Origin of the sequence: Streptomyces sp. NBC_01235 (genome assembly GCF_035989285.1) — a bacterium.
In the GTDB taxonomy this organism is placed as follows: domain Bacteria; phylum Actinomycetota; class Actinomycetes; order Streptomycetales; family Streptomycetaceae; genus Streptomyces.
The window spans coordinates 4,545,298-4,561,691 of the sequence record NZ_CP108513.1 but is presented as its reverse complement, the minus strand read 5'-3'; the positions used below and the strand labels follow the sequence as shown (position 1 = coordinate 4,561,691).

Here is a 16,394-nt window from a genome sequence, read left to right as displayed (position 1 = left end):
GCCTCGAACTCCCCCCACTCTCGGCTTCGCTCGAGCGGGGGGACCCCCATGCCGGGCTGTCTCTTGCCGGTCCGGGCCGGTTTCGCCGGCTCGGGCTGATGTGGCTAACCGAGTGCCTTGCCCGGGAGCTCGACCTTCGCGCCCAGTTCCACGAGCTTCTCCATGAAGTTCTCGTAGCCGCGGTTGATGAGGTCGATGCCGTGGACGCGGGAGGTCCCCTGGGCCGCGAGGGCGGCGATCAGGTACGAGAAGCCGCCGCGGAGGTCGGGGATGACCAGATCGGCGCCCTGGAGCTTCGTGGGGCCCGAGACGACCGCCGAGTGCAGGAAGTTGCGCTGCCCGAAGCGGCAGTCGGAGCCGCCGAGGCACTCGCGGTACAGCTGGATGTGGGCGCCCATCTGGTTGAGCGCCGAGGTGAAGCCCAGCCGCGACTCGTAGACCGTCTCGTGCACGATGGACAGACCCGTGGCCTGCGTCAGGGCGACGACCAGCGGCTGCTGCCAGTCGGTCTGGAAACCGGGGTGGACGTCCGTCTCCAGCGCGATGGACTTCAGGTGGCCGCCGGGGTGCCAGAAGCGGATGCCCTCGTCGTCGATCTCGAAGGCGCCGCCCACCTTGCGATAGGTGTTCAGGAACGTCATCATCGAGCGCTGCTGGGCGCCGCGGACGTAGATGTTGCCCTCGGTCGCCAGCGCCGCGCTGGCCCAGGAGGCGGCCTCCAGGCGGTCCGACAGGGCCGCGTGGTTGTAGCCGCCGAGCTTGTCCACACCGGTGATGCGGATGGTGCGGTCGGTGTCCATCGCGATGATGGCGCCCATCTTCTGCAGCACGCAGATGAGGTCCTCGATCTCCGGCTCCACGGCCGCGTTCGAGAGCTCGGTGACGCCCTCCGCCAGGACGGCCGTCAGCAGCACCTGCTCGGTCGCGCCGACGGACGGGTACGGCAGCCGGATCTTCGTGCCGCGCAGCCGCTGCGGGGCCTCCAGGTACTGGCCGTCCTCCCGCTTCTCGATCTTCGCGCCGAACTGGCGCAGCACGTCGAAGTGGAAGTCGATGGGCCGGCCGCCGATGTCGCAGCCGCCGAGGCCCGGGATGAAGGCGTGCCCGAGGCGGTGCAGAAGAGGACCGCAGAACAGGATCGGGATACGGCTGGAGCCCGCGTGGGCGTCGATGTCGGCGACGTTGGCGCTCTCGACGTAGGTCGGGTCGAGCACCAGCTCGCCCGGCTCCTCGCCCGGACGGACCGTCACCCCGTGCAGTTGCAGCAGGCCGCGTACGACCCGCACGTCACGGATGTCCGGAACGTTGCGCAGTCGACTCGGCTCACTGCCCAGCAGGGCGGCGACCATGGCCTTGGGTACGAGGTTCTTCGCACCACGGACACGGATCTCGCCCTCGAGCGGGGTTCCGCCGTGGACAAGCAGTACGTCGTCAGAGCCGTTGACGGTCATGTATCTCGCGTTCCATGGATGGTGGATTGGGGCAAGGGCCTTGGATCGGCCTTGAATCGGGGGCAGGGCCAGATGAGACAGAGTAATCGCCGTCGCCCCCTGTCCCGTAAGCCCAAGGACCACCCAGGAACGTCATAGCCGTGTCACAACACGAACTGTTTCCCGCCGGGCACAAGGGGTCACCGCCGCCCGTCGCCCGCTTCCGTGCGCCCGGGCCGCACCCGTGCGCCCGACCTGCCCTCGCCTCCTACCCCCGCGTTGCCTCCCCACTTCACGGGAAGATGCGGGATCATGTCTGGCATGACCGAGGTGTCCTCGCTCACAGGGCGGCTGCTCGTGGCAACGCCGGCCCTGGCGGACCCGAACTTCGACCGTGCGGTGGTGCTCCTTCTCGACCACGACGAGGAGGGCTCCCTCGGTGTCGTCCTCAACCGGCCCACGCCGGTGGGCGTGAGCGACATCCTGGAGGACTGGGCGGACCTCACCGGTGATCCCGGCGTCGTCTTCCAGGGCGGCCCGGTGTCCCTCGACTCCGCCCTGGGGGTCGCCGTCATCCCGGGCGGCACGGCCGTCGACGGTGCCCCGCTGGGCTGGCGCCGGGTGCACGGCGCGATCGGCCTCGTCGATCTGGAGGCCCCGCCGGAACTGCTGGCCTCCGCCCTCGGCTCCCTGCGAATCTTCGCCGGATACGCCGGCTGGGGTCCCGGCCAGCTGGAGGACGAGCTGGTGGAGGGCGCCTGGTACGTCGTGGAGTCCGAGCCCGGCGACGTCTCCTCCCCGTCCCCGGAGGGACTCTGGCGCGAGGTGCTGCGCCGCCAGCGCAGCGAGCTGGCGATGGTGGCGACGTATCCGGACGACCCTTCGCTCAACTGACTGCTGTGAGCTTCAGTACTCTGGTGGTTATGAGCACTCTTGAGCCTGAGACCCAGCCCCAGCGAGGCACTGGGACGGGGACCCTCGTAGAGCCGACGCCGCAGGTGTCGCACGGCGACGGGGACCACGAGCGCTTCGCCCACTACGTCCAGAAGGACAAGATCATGGCGAGCGCCCTCGACGGGACGCCCGTCGTGGCGCTGTGCGGCAAGGTCTGGGTGCCCGGCCGTGACCCGAAGAAGTACCCGGTGTGCCCGATGTGCAAGGAGATCTTCGAGTCCATGGGCGTGGGCGGGGACGACAAGGGCAAGGGCGGCGACAAGAAGTAGTCTTCCGGCCTTCCAAAGCCCCCGAGGCGCGTTTTGGCGCGCTTCGGGGGCTTTCGCGTCCTCTGTCGTTGCACGGGGTGCGTCGGGTGGTCACAGAGTGGTTGAGACCTCTTGTCGGCGTGTTCATGTAGTCCCTAGCCTCCGGTGTGTTGTGCAGAGCAAAACAGTCATTGCGCATGTTGCAACGCCTGGAGGACCGCTCCATGAAGCTCCCCACGCTCCCCGCCGGACCGGCCGTGCTCGCGGCCGCCGCCCCGGTCGTCACCGCCTGCGCCCTCCCCAGGCGTCCGACGGGTGGTCCTTCCGTGGCGGCCGGCCGCCGAGGCGAGCGCGCTGCCGGTCGCGGCCGTCGTCGCCTTCCCGCTCCACTGGATGGCGCTGAGCGCCTTCGAACCGGCCGGGGAGATCGATTCCAGCGAGCCGCGGCCCTGGGCGCTCGCACCTTCTCCGGATTCCTTCCGGCGCGTGTTCGGGCAGCAGGAATTCGGCCGATTCTGCCTCAACAGCCTTGTCGTGGCGGGCACGGTGGTGATCGCCTCCGGAGTGATCGCGTTTCTCGCCGCGACCGCCGTGACCCGATTCCGGTTCCGCTTCCGGACCACCTTGCCGATCATGTTCCTGGTGGCCCGGACGGTGCCCGTGGAGGCCCTGACGATCCCCTTGTTCTTCCTCATGCGGGACTTCGGCCGGTTGAACACCCTGGGGTCACTGATCCTGCCGCACATCGCCTTCTCGCACCCTTCGCGATCTGGATGCCGAGAGGGTTCGTGAAAGCGGTTCCGGAGGCGCTGGAGGCGGCCGCGTACGTCGACGGGGCGAGTCGTACGCGCTTTCTGTGGCAGATCCTTTTCCGGCTCGTCCTGGCGGGGCTGGTGGCCACGAGCGTGTTTTCCTTCATCTCCGCCTGGAACGACTTCCTCTTCGCCAAGTCCTTCATCATCAGCGACACTTCTCAGTCGACGATGCCGATGGCCCTGCTGGTCTTCTGCAAGCCGGACGCCCCGCACTGGGGCGGCGTGACGGCGGGCTCCACGGTGATGACGATTCCGGTGCCGGTGTTCTTCGTACTCGTACAGCGACGACCGGTCTCGGGGCTGGGCGGAGCGGTTAAGGACTGATGTGACTTCTGCAAAGAACCTCATCGACCTCATCGACCTCGTCCCCGCGCCGCGCGCCGTCAACGGCCCCAAGCGCTGCGGTGTCGTCATCGACGAGGACACCACCGTGTGGGCCGGGCCCGGCACGGAGGGCACCGAACGCTGGCTGCGCGCCACCCTCGGCGCGGCCTTCGGCGTGCCCCTGCGCCCCGGGCCGCAGGACGCCCGCGACTCCGTACGGCTGTGCCTGGACGACACGCTGGAGCCCGAAGCGTACAAACTGAGCGTCCTCGCCTACTGGGGCATCGAGATCCGCGGCGGCGGCCCCGCCGGCGTCTTCTGGGGCGCCCAGACGCTGCGTCAGCTCCTCGGCCGCCACGCCTTCCGGCGCGCGCCCGTGCGGCCGGGGATCATGTACGGCATCCCGCACCAGATCATCGAGGACGCCCCCCGTTTCGGCTGGCGCGGCCTCATGCTCGACGTCGCGCGGCACTTCATGCCCAAGGAAGGCGTCCTGCGTTACCTGGACCTGATGGCCGCGCACAAACTGAACGTCTTCCACTTCCATCTGACGGACGACCAGGGGTGGCGCGTCGAGATCAAGAGGCACCCCAGGCTGACCGAGGTCGGTTCCTGGCGAGCCCGCACGAAATTCGGCCATCGTGCCTCACCCCTGTGGGACGAGAAGCCGCACGGTGGCTTCTACACCCAGGACGACATCCGGGAGATCGTCGCGTACGCCGCCGAGCGGCATATCACCGTCGTCCCCGAAATCGACGTACCCGGACACTCGCAGGCCGCGATCGCCGCGTATCCGGAACTCGGCAACACCGACGTCATCGACACCACCGCACTCTCCGTCTGGGACACCTGGGGCATCAACCCGAACGTACTCGCCCCCACTGACAACACCCTGCGCTTCTACGAGGGGGTCTTCGAGGAAGTCCTCGATCTCTTCCCCTCGGAGTTCGTGCACATCGGGGGTGACGAATGCCCCAAGGACCAGTGGCGGCGGTCGCCCACCGCACAGGCCCGCATCCGGGAACTCGGACTCGCGGACGAGGACCAGTTGCAGTCCTGGTTCGTCGGTCACTTCGACAAGTGGCTCTCCGCGCGCGGGCGCCGGCTCATCGGCTGGGACGAGATCCTGGAGGGCGGGCTCGCGGAGGGCGCGGCGGTGTCGTCCTGGCGCGGGTACGCGGGCGGGATCGCCGCCGCGCGCGCGGGGCACGACGTCGTCATGTGCCCCGAGCAGCAGGTGTACCTGGACCACCGCCAGGACGGCGGTCCGGACGAGCCCGTGCCGATCGGCTACGTGCGCACCCTGGAGGACGTCTATCGGTTCGAGCCCGTTCCCGCGGAGTTGACGCCGGAGGAGGCCGCGCACGTGCTCGGCACGCAGGCCAACCTGTGGACGGAGGCGATGGAGGACCACGCGCGCGTGGACTACCAGGCCTTCCCCCGGCTCGCCGCCTTCGCCGAGGTCGCCTGGAGTGACCTGCCCGCCCCGGAGGAACGGGACTTCGCCGACTTCGAGCGGCGGATGGAGGCCCACTACGGGCGACTCGACGCCCTGGGAGTCGGCTACCGCCCGCCGTCCGGGCCCCGGCCGTGGCAGCGGCGGCCCGGTGTCCTCGGGCGTCCGATCGACGGCCCGCCCCCGAACCGGTGATCCCGCGCGTCACGGAAAAACCCCGACAAAGTCGCCGAAGAGTGGCAATTCGCACGCACCGGTGATGCCGCACGAAAACGGACCATCTGCGCGGTGAGGTGGGCGAATGCCTCCTAGCGGACCCCCGCGTTCGGGTGTTGCGAAGATGTGCCAGAGTTGCCACGTCCGCCCTGTCAGCACGTACCGTACGGCAACACAGGTGGGACCAGGTGGGGCAGCGGGAAGGGGCAGCCGGTTTTGAGCACGCACGCACCGCAGGCGGCGCAGGCCGTCACGCTGCCCACAACGCTGGACGAGGCCGTGGCGGCGCTGGCGGCCATGCCCGCGGCCGTACCGGTGGCCGGCGGCACCGACCTGATGGCCGCCGTCAACTCCGGGCAACTGCGGCCCGCCGGACTGGTCGGACTCGGCCGGATCAGCGAGATCCGCGGCTGGCAGTACCAGGACGGCCACGCGCTGCTCGGCGCCGGACTCACGCACGCGCGCATGGGCCGCCCCGACTTCGCCGCCCTCATCCCGGCGCTCGCCGCCGCCGCGCGCGCCGCGGGCCCGCCGCAGATCCGCAACGCGGGCACCCTGGGCGGCAACATCGCCTCGGCCGCCCCGACGGGCGACGCGCTGCCCGTGCTGGCCGCGCTGGAAGCGACCCTGATCATCGCGGGCCCGCGCGGAGCCCGCCGGGAGATCCCGGTGTCGCACCTGCTGGCCGGCATGGAGATGCTGCGCGGCGGCGAACTCATCGGGTACGTGCGCGTGCCGCTGCTGCACGCCCCGCAGGTCTTCCTGAAGGCCACCGGCCGCACCGGGCCGGGCCGCGCGGTCGCCTCCGTGGCACTGGTTCTCGACCCCGCCCGGCGCGGAGTGCGGTGCGCCGTGGGCGCCATAGCGCCGATGCCGCTGCGGCCCCTGGACGCCGAGCAGTGGGTCGCCCGGCTCATCGACTGGGACAACAACCGCACGATCGTCCCCGAGGCCCTGACCGCCTTCGGGGAGTACGTCGCCGCCGCCTGCATCCCCGACCCGGTGCCCGGCGCGGACGGCTCCGTACCGGAACTTCCGCCCGCAGTACTGCACCTGCGGCGCACCGTCGCCGCGCTGGCCCGACGAGCACTGGGGAGGGCGCTGTCGTGACCGACGACCAGCACGGACACGGCCAGGGACACGGCCAGGGACACGACCAAGGGCACGGACAGGAGACCGGGCAGGTCCAGGGCGCGCCGCAGGGCGGCGGCCGCTGGGACCCGCTGCCCCAGGGGGACTACGACGACGGCGCGACCGCCTTCGTGAAGCTCCCCGAGGGCGGCATCGACGCCCTCCTGGCCGGCCGCGGCGACAGCCCGCTCGCAGCGCCGGGCCACGGCTACGTGCCGCCGCCGATAGCGGCGACGCCCCCTGAGGCGGACGGCACCACCTGGGCGGCCCCGGCCGGCGGCTCCGACTGGCCCGCCCCGCAGGGCACCCCGCAGACGGTGGGCGACGACCGGTTCTCGTACCACCCGGGCGCGACCGGCCAGTGGACCTTCGACGACACCTCGGCAGGCGGCCGGGGCGCACCGCAGTCCGCGCCCGCCCCGGGCCACGACGTGACGGGCCAGTGGTCGATCCCCGTCGCGGGCGGCGACCTGCCCGACGAGTCGGGCGAGTTCACCGCGTCGGCCCTGGTCGAGCAGTGGGGCGGCACGCCCCCGGCCACCCTGCCGGGCGGCGCGTCGGCGCCCTGGGCGACCGACCCGACGGGCACGGCCGGTACGGCGGGCCAGGCGTGGGGGCAGCCCACGGACGAGGCCGACCGGGCCGCGCGACAGGCGGCCACGGAGGCGCCCGCCTTCGGACACGCGCGGGACCACGCGCCCTCGCACCACGAGCCTGCGCACCACGAGCAGTCCCACCACGAGCCTTCGCACGGCGCCGGACACGGAGCGGACCCCGACCGTCACCACTCCGCCCCCGAGCACGAACACGATCACGGGCACGATCACGATCACGGGCACACCGGGCAACACGCCCACTCCACCGGCACGTTCTCCCCGGAGATCTCCGCCGAGGCGTACACGGTGCCCCCGAACGGCCCCGTGGAGGCCGCTCGGCAGGCCGCCGAGGCCGAAGGAGTCGCCGAGGCCGCCGGGGGCCCGGAGCGCGCCCACAGGGCCGTTCACGAGCCCGCTGAGGCCGCTGAGGCCGAAGGAACCGCCGACACCCCGCCGGATCCCGGGGCGGAAACGGTGCCGGAGGCAGAGACCGAGGGGGACGCGGCCCCCGACGCCGCCTCCCCGCAGCCCGCCGAGCCGGTCGACGCCGCCGAGGCGCCCGAGGACACCCCGTCCCCGTTCCACGAGGAACACCCCCTCGCCGCCTACGTGCTGCGCGTCAACGGCTCCGAGCGGCCCGTGACCGACGCCTGGATCGGCGAGTCGCTGCTCTACGTCCTGCGCGAGCGCCTCGGCCTCGCGGGCGCCAAGGACGGCTGCTCGCAGGGCGAGTGCGGGGCCTGCAACGTGCAGGTGGACGGGCGGCTCGTCGCCTCCTGCCTGGTCCCGGCCGTCACCACCGCCGGCAGCGAGATCCGCACCGTCGAGGGCCTGGCCGTCGACGGGCAGCCCTCGGACGTGCAGCGGGCGCTCGCCACGTGCGGGGCCGTACAGTGCGGCTTCTGCGTGCCCGGCATGGCGATGACCGTGCACGACCTGCTGGAGGGCAACCCGGCGCCGTCGGAACTGGAGGCCCGCCAGGCCCTGTGCGGCAACCTGTGCCGCTGCTCCGGCTACCGTGGCGTCCTCCAGGCCGTGCAGGACGTCGTCGCCGAACGCGAGGCGCACGCCGCCGCCGAGGCCGGGACGGACGGGGACGAGGCCCGTATCCCCCACCAGGCGGGCCCGGGTGCGGGCGGCGTCCACGCGTCGGCGTTCGAGAACCCGGCACAGCCCCACCCACATGACCCGGCGTACGGACAGGGCCAGGACGGAGGCCAGGCGTGAGCAACGAAGCAGCCACCGCGACGACCGCCGCGGAGGCCGCCCCGGCCCCCGAGCCGATCCCGCACGGCCTCGGCGTGTCCCTTCAGCCCGCCGACTCGCGCGCGAAGACGGAGGGCACCTTCCCGTACGCGGCCGACCTGTGGGCCGAGGGCCTGCTGTGGGCGGCCGTGCTGCGCTCCCCGCACCCGCACGCGCGCATCGTGTCCATCGACACGTCCCACGCGCGTGAGATGCCCGGCGTCCGCGCCGTCGTCACCCACGAGGACGTGCCGGGCAGCCCGGTGCACGGCCGCGGCAAGGCCGACCGTCCGGTGTTCGCCTCCGAGATCGTCCGCCACCACGGCGAGCCCATCGCCGCAGTCGCCGCCGACCACCCGGACACCGCGCGGATGGCCGCCGCCGCCGTCATCGTCGAGTACGAAGTACTCGACCCGGTGACCGACCCGGAGCAGGCCTTCGAGGCGGAGCCCCTGCACCCCGACGGCAACCTGATCCGGCACATCCCGCTGCACCACGGCGACCCGGGCGCGTCCGGCGAGATCGTCGTCGAGGGCCAGTACCGCATCGGCCGCGCCGACCCCGCCCCGATCGGCGCCGAGGCCGGCCTCGCCGTGCCCCGTCCCGACGGCGGCGTGGAGCTCTACCTGGCCTCCACCGACCCGCACACCGACCGGGACACGGCCGCCGCCTGCTACGGCCTCGAACCCGAGCGCGTGAAGATCGTCGTCACCGGTGTGCCCGGCGCGACGGCCGACCGCGAGGACCAGGGCTTCCAGCTCCCGCTCGGCCTGCTGGCCCTGAAGACCGGCTGCCCGGTGAAGCTCACGGCCACGCGCGAGGAGTCCTTCCTCGGCCACGTCCACCGCCACCCGACCCTGCTGCGCTACCGCCACCACGCCGACGCCGAGGGCCGGCTGGTGAAGGTCGAGGCGCAGATCCTGCTGGACGCGGGCGCATACGCCGACACCTCCGCCGAGGCGCTGGCCGCCGCCGTCTCCTTCGCCTGCGGCCCCTACGTCGTCCCGAACGCCTTCATCGAGGGCTGGGCCGTGCGGACGAACAACCCGCCGTCGGGCCATGTGCGCGGCGAGGGCGCGATGCAGGTGTGCGCCGCCTACGAGGCGCAGATGGACAAGCTGGCGAAGAAGCTCGGCGTCGACCCGGCGGAGCTGCGGCTGCGCAACGTCCTGGCGACCGGGGACGTCCTGCCGACCGGCCAGACGGTGACCTGCCCGGCCCCCGTCGCCGAACTCCTCCAGGCCGTCCAGGAGTTCCCCCTCCCGGAGCTCCCCAAGGACACGCCCGAGGAGGAGTGGCTGCTGCCCGGCGGCCCCGAGGGCGCGGGCGAACCGGGCGCGGTGCGCAGGGGCGTGGGCTACGGCCTCGGCATGGTGCACATGCTGGGCGCGGAGGGCGCCGACGAGGTGTCCACGGCGACCGTGAAGGTCCAGGACGGTGTCGCGACGGTCCTGTGCGCGGCGGTGGAGACGGGCCAGGGCTTCACGACGCTGGCCCGCCAGATCGTCCAGGAGACGCTCGGCATCGACGAGGTGCACGTGGCCCCGGTGGACACCGACCAGCCACCGGCGGGCGCGGGCTGCCGAGGCCGTCACACCTGGGTGTCCGGCGGCGCGGTGGAGCGGGCGGCCAAGATGGTCCGCACCCAGCTCCTCCAGCCCCTGGCGCACAAGTTCGGCATGTCCACGGAGCTGCTCCAGATCACCGACGGCAAGATCACCTCGTACGACGGCGTGCTGTCGACGACCGTCACGGAGGAGCTGCACGGCAAGGAGCTGTGGGCGACGGCCCAGTGCCGCCCGCACCCGACCGAGCCGCTGGACGCCGCGGGCCAGGGCGACGCCTTCGTCGGCCTCGCCTTCTGCGCCATTCGCGCGGTCGTGGACGTCGACATCGAGCTCGGCTCGGTCCGGGTCGTGGAACTCGCGGTCGCCCAGGACGTCGGCCGGATCCTGAACCCGGCGCAGCTGGCCGCCCGCATCGAGGCGGGCGTGACGCAGGGCGTCGGTATCGCGCTCACCGAGAACCTCCGCACCCCGCGCGGCCTGATCCGCCACCCCGACCTCACCGGCTACGCGCTGCCCACGGCCCTGGACGCCCCGGACATCCGGATCGTCAAGCTGGTCGAGGAACGTGACGTGGTCGCCCCGTTCGGGGCGAAGGCGGCCAGCGCGGTCCCGGTGGTGACCTCGCCCGCGGCGATCGCCTCCGCCGTCCGCGCCGCGACGGGCCGTCCGGTCAACCGGCTGCCCATAAGGCCCCAGGCGGCGGTGGTGACCGACCGGTGAGCGAGCACGAGCCGGAACCTCGGCAGTACGAACCCCCGCCGAGCGTGGGCAAGCTGCTGGGCTGGATCCTGCTGTTCGTGCTGGCGGCGGTGGTCGTGGTACTCGGCGGCGTGTACCTCACATGAGGGGCGTGGTCCTCATCACGGGAGATGGGGGCACCTCCCACGCCCTTTGGACAGTGGGGGAGGCGGCCGGCAGGTCGACGGTGGCGCGCTCGCGGAGCACCTTCCGCGGGCGGCACACGTGCGGGGGGACGTCTTCCGGCGCATGATCGTGTCCGGGCGTGAGGACGTCCCTGGCGCGGCGGGCGAGGACAGGGCCGAGGCCCAGCTCCGGCTGCGGTACCGCCTGTCGGCGGCCACGGCGGACGCGTACGCGCAGGCGGGCTTCACGGCGGTGGTGCAGGACGTGGCGCTGGGCCCGTGGCCGGCCGAGTGGGTGGGGCTGGTCCGCAGCCGCCCCTGCACGTGATCGTCCTGGCGCCGTCCGCCGAGACGGTGGCGGCCCGCGAGGCCGGCCGGGAGAAGACGGGCTACGGGGCCGCCTGGACGGTCGCCGGCCTGGACGCGGAACTGCGGTCCCGCACCCCGCGCACCGGACTGTGGCCGGACACCACGGAGTCGACGGTGGAGCGGACGGTCGGGGCGATCCTGGCGGGACGGGAACGCGCGGGGGTGCTCTGACGTCTGTCAGTGGGGGACTGGTGGCTGGTGTGCTGGGCGCTGTCGCTGGTCAGGGCCGTTGTCAGTGGTGCCGCGTAGGCTGCGGAGCAGTGGGACGGCGCACGCAACTTTCCGCACGGGGGACCCGATGAGCACGACCAGGACCACCACCGCCACGACGACGATCACCTTCACCGAGGACCAGCTGGACCCCTACGTCACGCACGCACCGACGCGCCGCTGGCTCACCGGCCCCGGCCTGCCGGGCGACGGCGGCCTGCTGACGTTCGAGGCGCTGCGCACGGACGGTCTGCGCACGGTCGCGGACTCCACGGGCGACCCCGAAGGCCGCCTGGCGGCGGAGCTGCGCGACCGGCTGGTGATAGGCGGAATCCTGGGTGCAGACGGCCGGGAGACGGAGTCCGTCCTGCTCGACGGGATGACGGGCGAGATCTCGACCACGTACTTCCTGCACGACTGCCCCGATCTGATGGACACCCGCCCGCTCGCCCCCTCTCTGGAGAAGCTGGTGCGCTTCGCCACGGCGGTGGACGAACTGGCGGCCCTGCGCGGCCAGTTCGCCTCCTATGCGGGCCGGCTCGGACCGAAGGCGGTGGCGGAGGCGTCCCGGCAGCTGCTGGCGGTGTTCGAGGAGGGCGCGCGGCGTACGGGTGCGGACGGCGAGTCCGGGCTCTTCTGGAAGCTGGCCGCGGTGATCCGCCCGCTCGCCCTGGTGGCCGGCCCGGGCACGAGGTCCGGCCTGGCCCTGGACCTCCCGGTCCGCCTGCTGGACGAGGAGTTCGGCGCCGGCGAGATCGTCCGCTTCGAGGACGTCGACTTCCCGAAGGCGCTCACGCACGCCCCGACCCGCCGCTTCCTGCGCGAGGTGGGCCTGCCGGAGGAGGTCGTCTGGTTCTCGCTGGAGACGGACATGCCGCTGCAGACCCTCGCCGAGTACGGCGCGGAGGACGGCGTCGGCGTCCGCACCGAGGGACAGCTCCCGGTGAACGCCGACCGGCTGATCCGCCTGGGCCATCTCCTGGAGGACACCAGCCTGGTCGTCGACGGCGCCACGGGCGCGGTGCTGAGCTGGAGCGAGCCGGACCTCGGCCTGCGCCCGCTCAACGCCGACATCTCGACTCTGGCGTTCACCTTCTGGCTGATACGGCGCGAGCGGGCCCTGGACGCGGTGCACGACCTGACCGAGGCCTACGACCAGCTGGCCGAGACGATGTCGCGCACCCTGGCCGCCGTCGACCCGGTCGCCTGCGACCCGACCCCGGACCCGGCCGTCCCCACGGACGACGGCCTGCGCTACTGGCCGGGCGTGTTCGAGGACGAGGCGGGCGGGGGCCTGTGCGCATAGCCCGTTGACCCGCGCCCGCACTCGCCGCTCGACCCTTCCGGTCAGCCCCTGCGGCACCGGCTGACGTCGATGCGCACGACCTGCGGGTCGTGGTCGCTGGCCTGGTCGGCGAACTCGGCGTTGATGTGCACGACGTCGTAGTCGAAGTGCGTGACGGCCGGGCTCGTGAGGATGTGGTCCAGGGTCTGCGAGTTGCCGTCGTACACGTAGGTGTAGCGCTCGGCGGCCGGCAGGGTGGTGATCAGCGGGGTGAGGACCTGGCCGTCGGTGAGCGTGGTGACGGTCCGGGAGAACTCGTAGTCGTTGAGGTCGCCGAGCACCACCGTCTTGGCGTTCTTGTCCGCCGCGAGCAGGGACTTGACGAAGGAGTTCACCTCGGCGGCCTGCGCCTGACGCTGTGTCTCGGAGCTGCGGGCGGGAGGCTGGTAGCGGCCGTGCAGGGACTGGTCGCCGCCCTTGGAGGTGAAGTGGTTGGCGATGACGAACACGGTCTCACCGTGGAAGACGAACTCGCCCACCAGCGGCTTGCGGCTGTTGTCCCAGGCGTCGTTCGTCGGATCGATGCGGCCGGGGGAGGAGGAGAGACGGACACCCTTGCGCGTCTTCACCACACTCGTCGCCGTGGTGGCGTCGCCGCCCGGCCGGTCGGTGAACGACACCCGCTCGGGGTTGAACAGGAACACCTGGCGGATGTTGCCGCCGGGCTCGCCGCCGTCCTGGTCGTTGGCCGGGGCGACGTAGCGCCACTGGTAGCGGGGCCCGCCTGCCGCGCGGATGGCGTCCGTGAACCGCTTCAGGGTGGCCTCGGAGGTGACGGTGCCGTCGTTCGTGGCGCCGTTGTCGTCCTGGATCTCCTCCAGGGCCACGATGTCGGGCGCGTTGAGGTTGACGGCGACACCCTGCGCGAGCCGGTCGATCTTCTCCTGGTCGTCCAGCGCGTCCAGGTTCTCCACGTTGTACGTGGCGACGGCGAGCTCGTTGCCCTTCTGCCGGCGCGTCACCTCCTGCTTCAGCCCGTTGTCGACCAGGGTGCCGAGCTGGGTGGCCTGGACGTCGTAGCCGCCGTAGGTGGAGTAGTCGAGGGGCCCGGTCGTGCTGCCGGACAGCTCGTCGCCGACGTCGGCGGAGGGGAAGGAGGCGGTGCTGTCGAGCGACATCACTTCCAGACGACCGGTGTTGGGCTGGCCGTAGGAGGAGTAGAGCGTCCCGCCGCGCACGGTGGCGTTCTCCTCCGGCTTGACGGTCACCCACAGCTCGCCGTACGCGTCGCTCGCGCCGACGACCCGCGCGTCGGAGAAGGTGACGCGCATGCCCTCGGTGGACTCGTAGAAGTCCTGGGCGTACACGGCGGGTTCGAGCGCGAGGGACTCGATGCTGCCACCGTCGGCGGTGGGGATGTAGGCGGACGGAACGCTCGCGGCATCCAGGGTGACGGCGGCGGGCAGGGCGTTGCCGCTGGACAGCACGGTCGCCGTGGGCCCGGTGATCTCGGTGACGGACTGGCTGGTGCTGCTCGGGTAGTACTCACTCACCTTCCCGCTGACCAGCACGGAGTCACCGACCGCGACGGTGGGCGTGGCGGACCCGGTGTAGACGAAGACGCCTTCGCTGGTACGGGAGTCGGAGTCGGCCGCCGGATCCTGGATCCAGTACCCCTTGGACCCGGAGGTCCGCACCCCGGTGACGATGCCCGGCACCCGGCTGACGGTCTGCCCGGCGAGCGGGGAGAGCCGGGTGGTGCCCTGGATGTCGTGGACGCGGACGGTACCGGGAGTGGTCGGCTCGCCACCGCCGTCCCCACTGCCGCCATCACCCGAACCAGGCGTCTGTCCGGCGGAGTTGACGGGTGAGGGGGTGCCGGAGGCGAGATCGACGGCGTTGTCGTCGGTGTCGGTGAGAGAGCTCGCGCGGGAGACGGAGGCGGTATTGGAAGCCCCGGTGACGGGCCCGTTCCCCTCCCGCACGACGGCACTTCCGTACCCCACCAGGTCGACGATCCGGCTGTCGGCGGCGCAGTCGGCGGCGGTCTTGCAGGTCAGGGCGGTGGTGCCGGAGACGAGGGCGAGGGTGCCGGATGTGGCGCTCATGGCGATGGACCCGGTGGCGTCGGCGGTGGGCAGCGCGGTGGTCCCCCCGGACCCGGCCGCCTCGGCGACGAGGAAACGACCGCCGGGCGCGACGCTCCCGCTGAGCGCGGTGACCTGCCACGCCGAGGACGCCGACGGCGAACCCGGCAGGTACTGCACGCTGTACCCGGCCAGGTCATAGGCCGCCGACCCCGCGTTCCCGAGCTCGACGAAGTCCCGCGTCAGGGTCGCCCCCGAGTTCCCGCCACCCCCGTAGACCTCGGAGATCACCGCGGTGGCGGAGGGCGTCGCGTAGGCGGCGGGCAGCGAGGTGATGGCGAACGCGCTCGCCACACCGACGGATATGAGCGCGTAGGCGGAACGGCGGGATCCGCGGGGTCTGTTTCCTACGGGTCTGGACACGCTGGAGGTCTCCTCGTACGTCGTCGTGTACGGCCGGTGGTGGTGTGGGGAGTTGGCTCAAGTTACGCGCGTAGAGAGGTGATTGTTAAGAGGCCGTAGGTTAAATCCGCGGAACGGGAAGGTGAGTTGCTCAGGCACGCAGGCACGCAGGCACGCAAGGCAGGCGGGCGGACGCGCGTTGTCGGGGGCGGGCGTGGATGTGGATGTGAGAGGGGGGCGTCGGCGGACGTCAGAGGTGGTCGCGCCCGGGCCCCGCTCCCGTAGCACCCTCCCGAGGGGGCGAATAGGCTGGTCGCAGGGGGTCGACATGGTTCGATCCGAGGAGCAGCCCATGAGGAAGAACAGAAACGGCGCCTGGCGTGCGACGGGAGTCGTCACCGCACTCGTCACGGCCGCCGCGATCGCCTCCGTCGCCCCGGCTCAGGCTCAGTCCACCGCTCAACTTTCCGCGTGGGTCAGCGACGGCTGGGGTGGCGGAACCATCACCAGTCAGCCTGCCGGGATCAACTGTCACCAGTCGGCGTGGGACCCGTACGGAAGCAACGAACCGCAGCCGTACCCGACGGGCACCTGCACCGCGAGCTTCGAGGTCGGAACGACGGTCACTTTCACCGCCACACCCGACTCGGGTTCCTACATCAACGACGGCCCCACGCCGAATCCCGTGACCATACATACCGGCTACAACTTCACGTGGGTGATGTTCTGCCCGTCCGAGGGGCTCTGCTCCGCAGGCTAGTGCTGTGACCGAATTAGGTTCGCCGGGTCGGTGGTTGTAGCGGTTGGAATGTGGGGTGACGTCCGATCCGACCGTGGAGGTGCGGTGGCCGAGCCTGCCCGTGTGCGCAGACTGACCGAACAGGAAGGCCAACGGCTGCAGCAGATCGTGCGCCGGGATAGCACCAGCACGGTCGAGCTGTGCCTTACCCCGACCGATGCTTCTTGGGCGAATCCGATCGAGGCGCACTTCGGGCCGCTGCGACAGTTCACCCTCGCCAACTCGAACCATCCCAACCACACCGTGCAGACCCGAGCCCTGCACGCCTACTCGCGCTGGCGCAACGCCAACGCCCGCCACCCCGACGTCCTGGCCGCCGAACGCAAGGAACGCGCCCGTGTCCGCAGCGAGAAGGGACTCCGCTGGGGCGGACGCGCCCTCGCAAATGCCGCGTGA

The 16,394-nt window shown here is 71.8% G+C and carries 13 protein-coding genes and 2 pseudogenes; 13 read left to right on the top strand and 2 right to left on the bottom strand.

From position 1 onward, the window contains the following. Nucleotides 1–104: 104 nt before the first annotated feature. Nucleotides 105–1,451 carry a UDP-N-acetylglucosamine 1-carboxyvinyltransferase gene (gene murA, locus OG289_RS20120; protein WP_327315413.1) on the bottom strand — a complete coding sequence of 449 codons (1,347 nt, stop codon included), beginning with the start codon at nucleotides 1,449–1,451 and terminating at the stop codon, nucleotides 105–107. 300 nt (nucleotides 1,452–1,751) lie between these two features. Here murA and OG289_RS20115 point away from each other — a divergent pair, with 300 nt between their 5' ends. From OG289_RS20115 to OG289_RS20070, 11 genes and pseudogenes are all read left to right on the top strand, one after another. Beyond that, a complete protein-coding gene (locus OG289_RS20115) occupies nucleotides 1,752–2,324 on the top strand; it encodes a YqgE/AlgH family protein (RefSeq protein WP_327315412.1) in 573 nt (190 codons plus the stop codon). 29 nt (nucleotides 2,325–2,353) lie between these two features. Then, nucleotides 2,354–2,653, top strand: coding sequence for a DUF3039 domain-containing protein (locus tag OG289_RS20110; protein ID WP_327315411.1), 300 nt, complete (start codon nucleotides 2,354–2,356; stop codon nucleotides 2,651–2,653). Nucleotides 2,654–2,947: 294 nt separating this feature from the next. Beyond that, a pseudogene (locus OG289_RS20105) lies at nucleotides 2,948–3,771 on the top strand (carbohydrate ABC transporter permease). A gap of 1 nt (nucleotide 3,772) precedes the next feature. Beyond that, a complete protein-coding gene (locus tag OG289_RS20100; RefSeq protein ID WP_327315410.1) occupies nucleotides 3,773–5,422 on the top strand; it encodes a beta-N-acetylhexosaminidase in 1,650 nt (549 codons plus the stop codon). Between the two features lie 237 nt (nucleotides 5,423–5,659). Beyond that, nucleotides 5,660–6,553 carry an FAD binding domain-containing protein gene (locus tag OG289_RS20095; RefSeq protein WP_327315409.1) on the top strand — a complete coding sequence of 298 codons (894 nt, stop codon included), beginning with the start codon at nucleotides 5,660–5,662 and terminating at the stop codon, nucleotides 6,551–6,553. Beyond that, on the top strand, nucleotides 6,550–8,397 hold the full coding sequence (locus OG289_RS20090) for a 2Fe-2S iron-sulfur cluster-binding protein (protein WP_442818925.1): 1,848 nt from the start codon (nucleotides 6,550–6,552) through the stop codon (nucleotides 8,395–8,397). The genes OG289_RS20095 and OG289_RS20090 overlap by 4 nt, the downstream gene beginning before the upstream one ends. Further along, nucleotides 8,394–10,703, top strand: coding sequence for a xanthine dehydrogenase family protein molybdopterin-binding subunit (locus OG289_RS20085; protein ID WP_327315408.1), 2,310 nt, complete (start codon nucleotides 8,394–8,396; stop codon nucleotides 10,701–10,703). Before OG289_RS20090 ends, OG289_RS20085 begins: the two co-directional genes overlap by 4 nt. Beyond that, the gene (locus OG289_RS20080) at nucleotides 10,700–10,828 is read left to right on the top strand and encodes a hypothetical protein (protein ID WP_327315407.1); all 129 of its coding nucleotides are present in this window, start codon (nucleotides 10,700–10,702) and stop codon (nucleotides 10,826–10,828) included. Before OG289_RS20085 ends, OG289_RS20080 begins: the two co-directional genes overlap by 4 nt. Before the next feature lie 142 nt (nucleotides 10,829–10,970). After that, nucleotides 10,971–11,174, top strand: a complete 204-nt coding sequence (locus OG289_RS49705; RefSeq protein WP_442818924.1) for a hypothetical protein — start codon at nucleotides 10,971–10,973, stop codon at nucleotides 11,172–11,174. Then, nucleotides 11,171–11,386 carry a hypothetical protein gene (locus tag OG289_RS49700; RefSeq protein WP_442818923.1) on the top strand — a complete coding sequence of 72 codons (216 nt, stop codon included), beginning with the start codon at nucleotides 11,171–11,173 and terminating at the stop codon, nucleotides 11,384–11,386. The genes OG289_RS49705 and OG289_RS49700 overlap by 4 nt, the downstream gene beginning before the upstream one ends. Before the next feature lie 127 nt (nucleotides 11,387–11,513). Further along, nucleotides 11,514–12,731, top strand: coding sequence for an SUKH-4 family immunity protein (locus OG289_RS20070; protein ID WP_327315406.1), 1,218 nt, complete (start codon nucleotides 11,514–11,516; stop codon nucleotides 12,729–12,731). 41 nt (nucleotides 12,732–12,772) lie between these two features. Here OG289_RS20070 and OG289_RS20065 read toward each other — a convergent pair whose 3' ends face one another. Then, complete coding sequence (locus OG289_RS20065) at nucleotides 12,773–15,151, bottom strand: endonuclease/exonuclease/phosphatase family protein (RefSeq protein WP_442819089.1); 2,379 nt, start codon at nucleotides 15,149–15,151, stop codon at nucleotides 12,773–12,775. Between the two features lie 400 nt (nucleotides 15,152–15,551). On the opposite strand from OG289_RS20065, the gene OG289_RS20060 reads away from it, so the two are divergent. Beyond that, the gene (locus OG289_RS20060; protein WP_327315404.1) at nucleotides 15,552–15,959 is read left to right on the top strand and encodes a hypothetical protein; all 408 of its coding nucleotides are present in this window, start codon (nucleotides 15,552–15,554) and stop codon (nucleotides 15,957–15,959) included. Between the two features lie 171 nt (nucleotides 15,960–16,130). Further along, nucleotides 16,131–16,394, top strand: a pseudogene (locus OG289_RS20055) (IS630 family transposase); the annotation flags it as partial.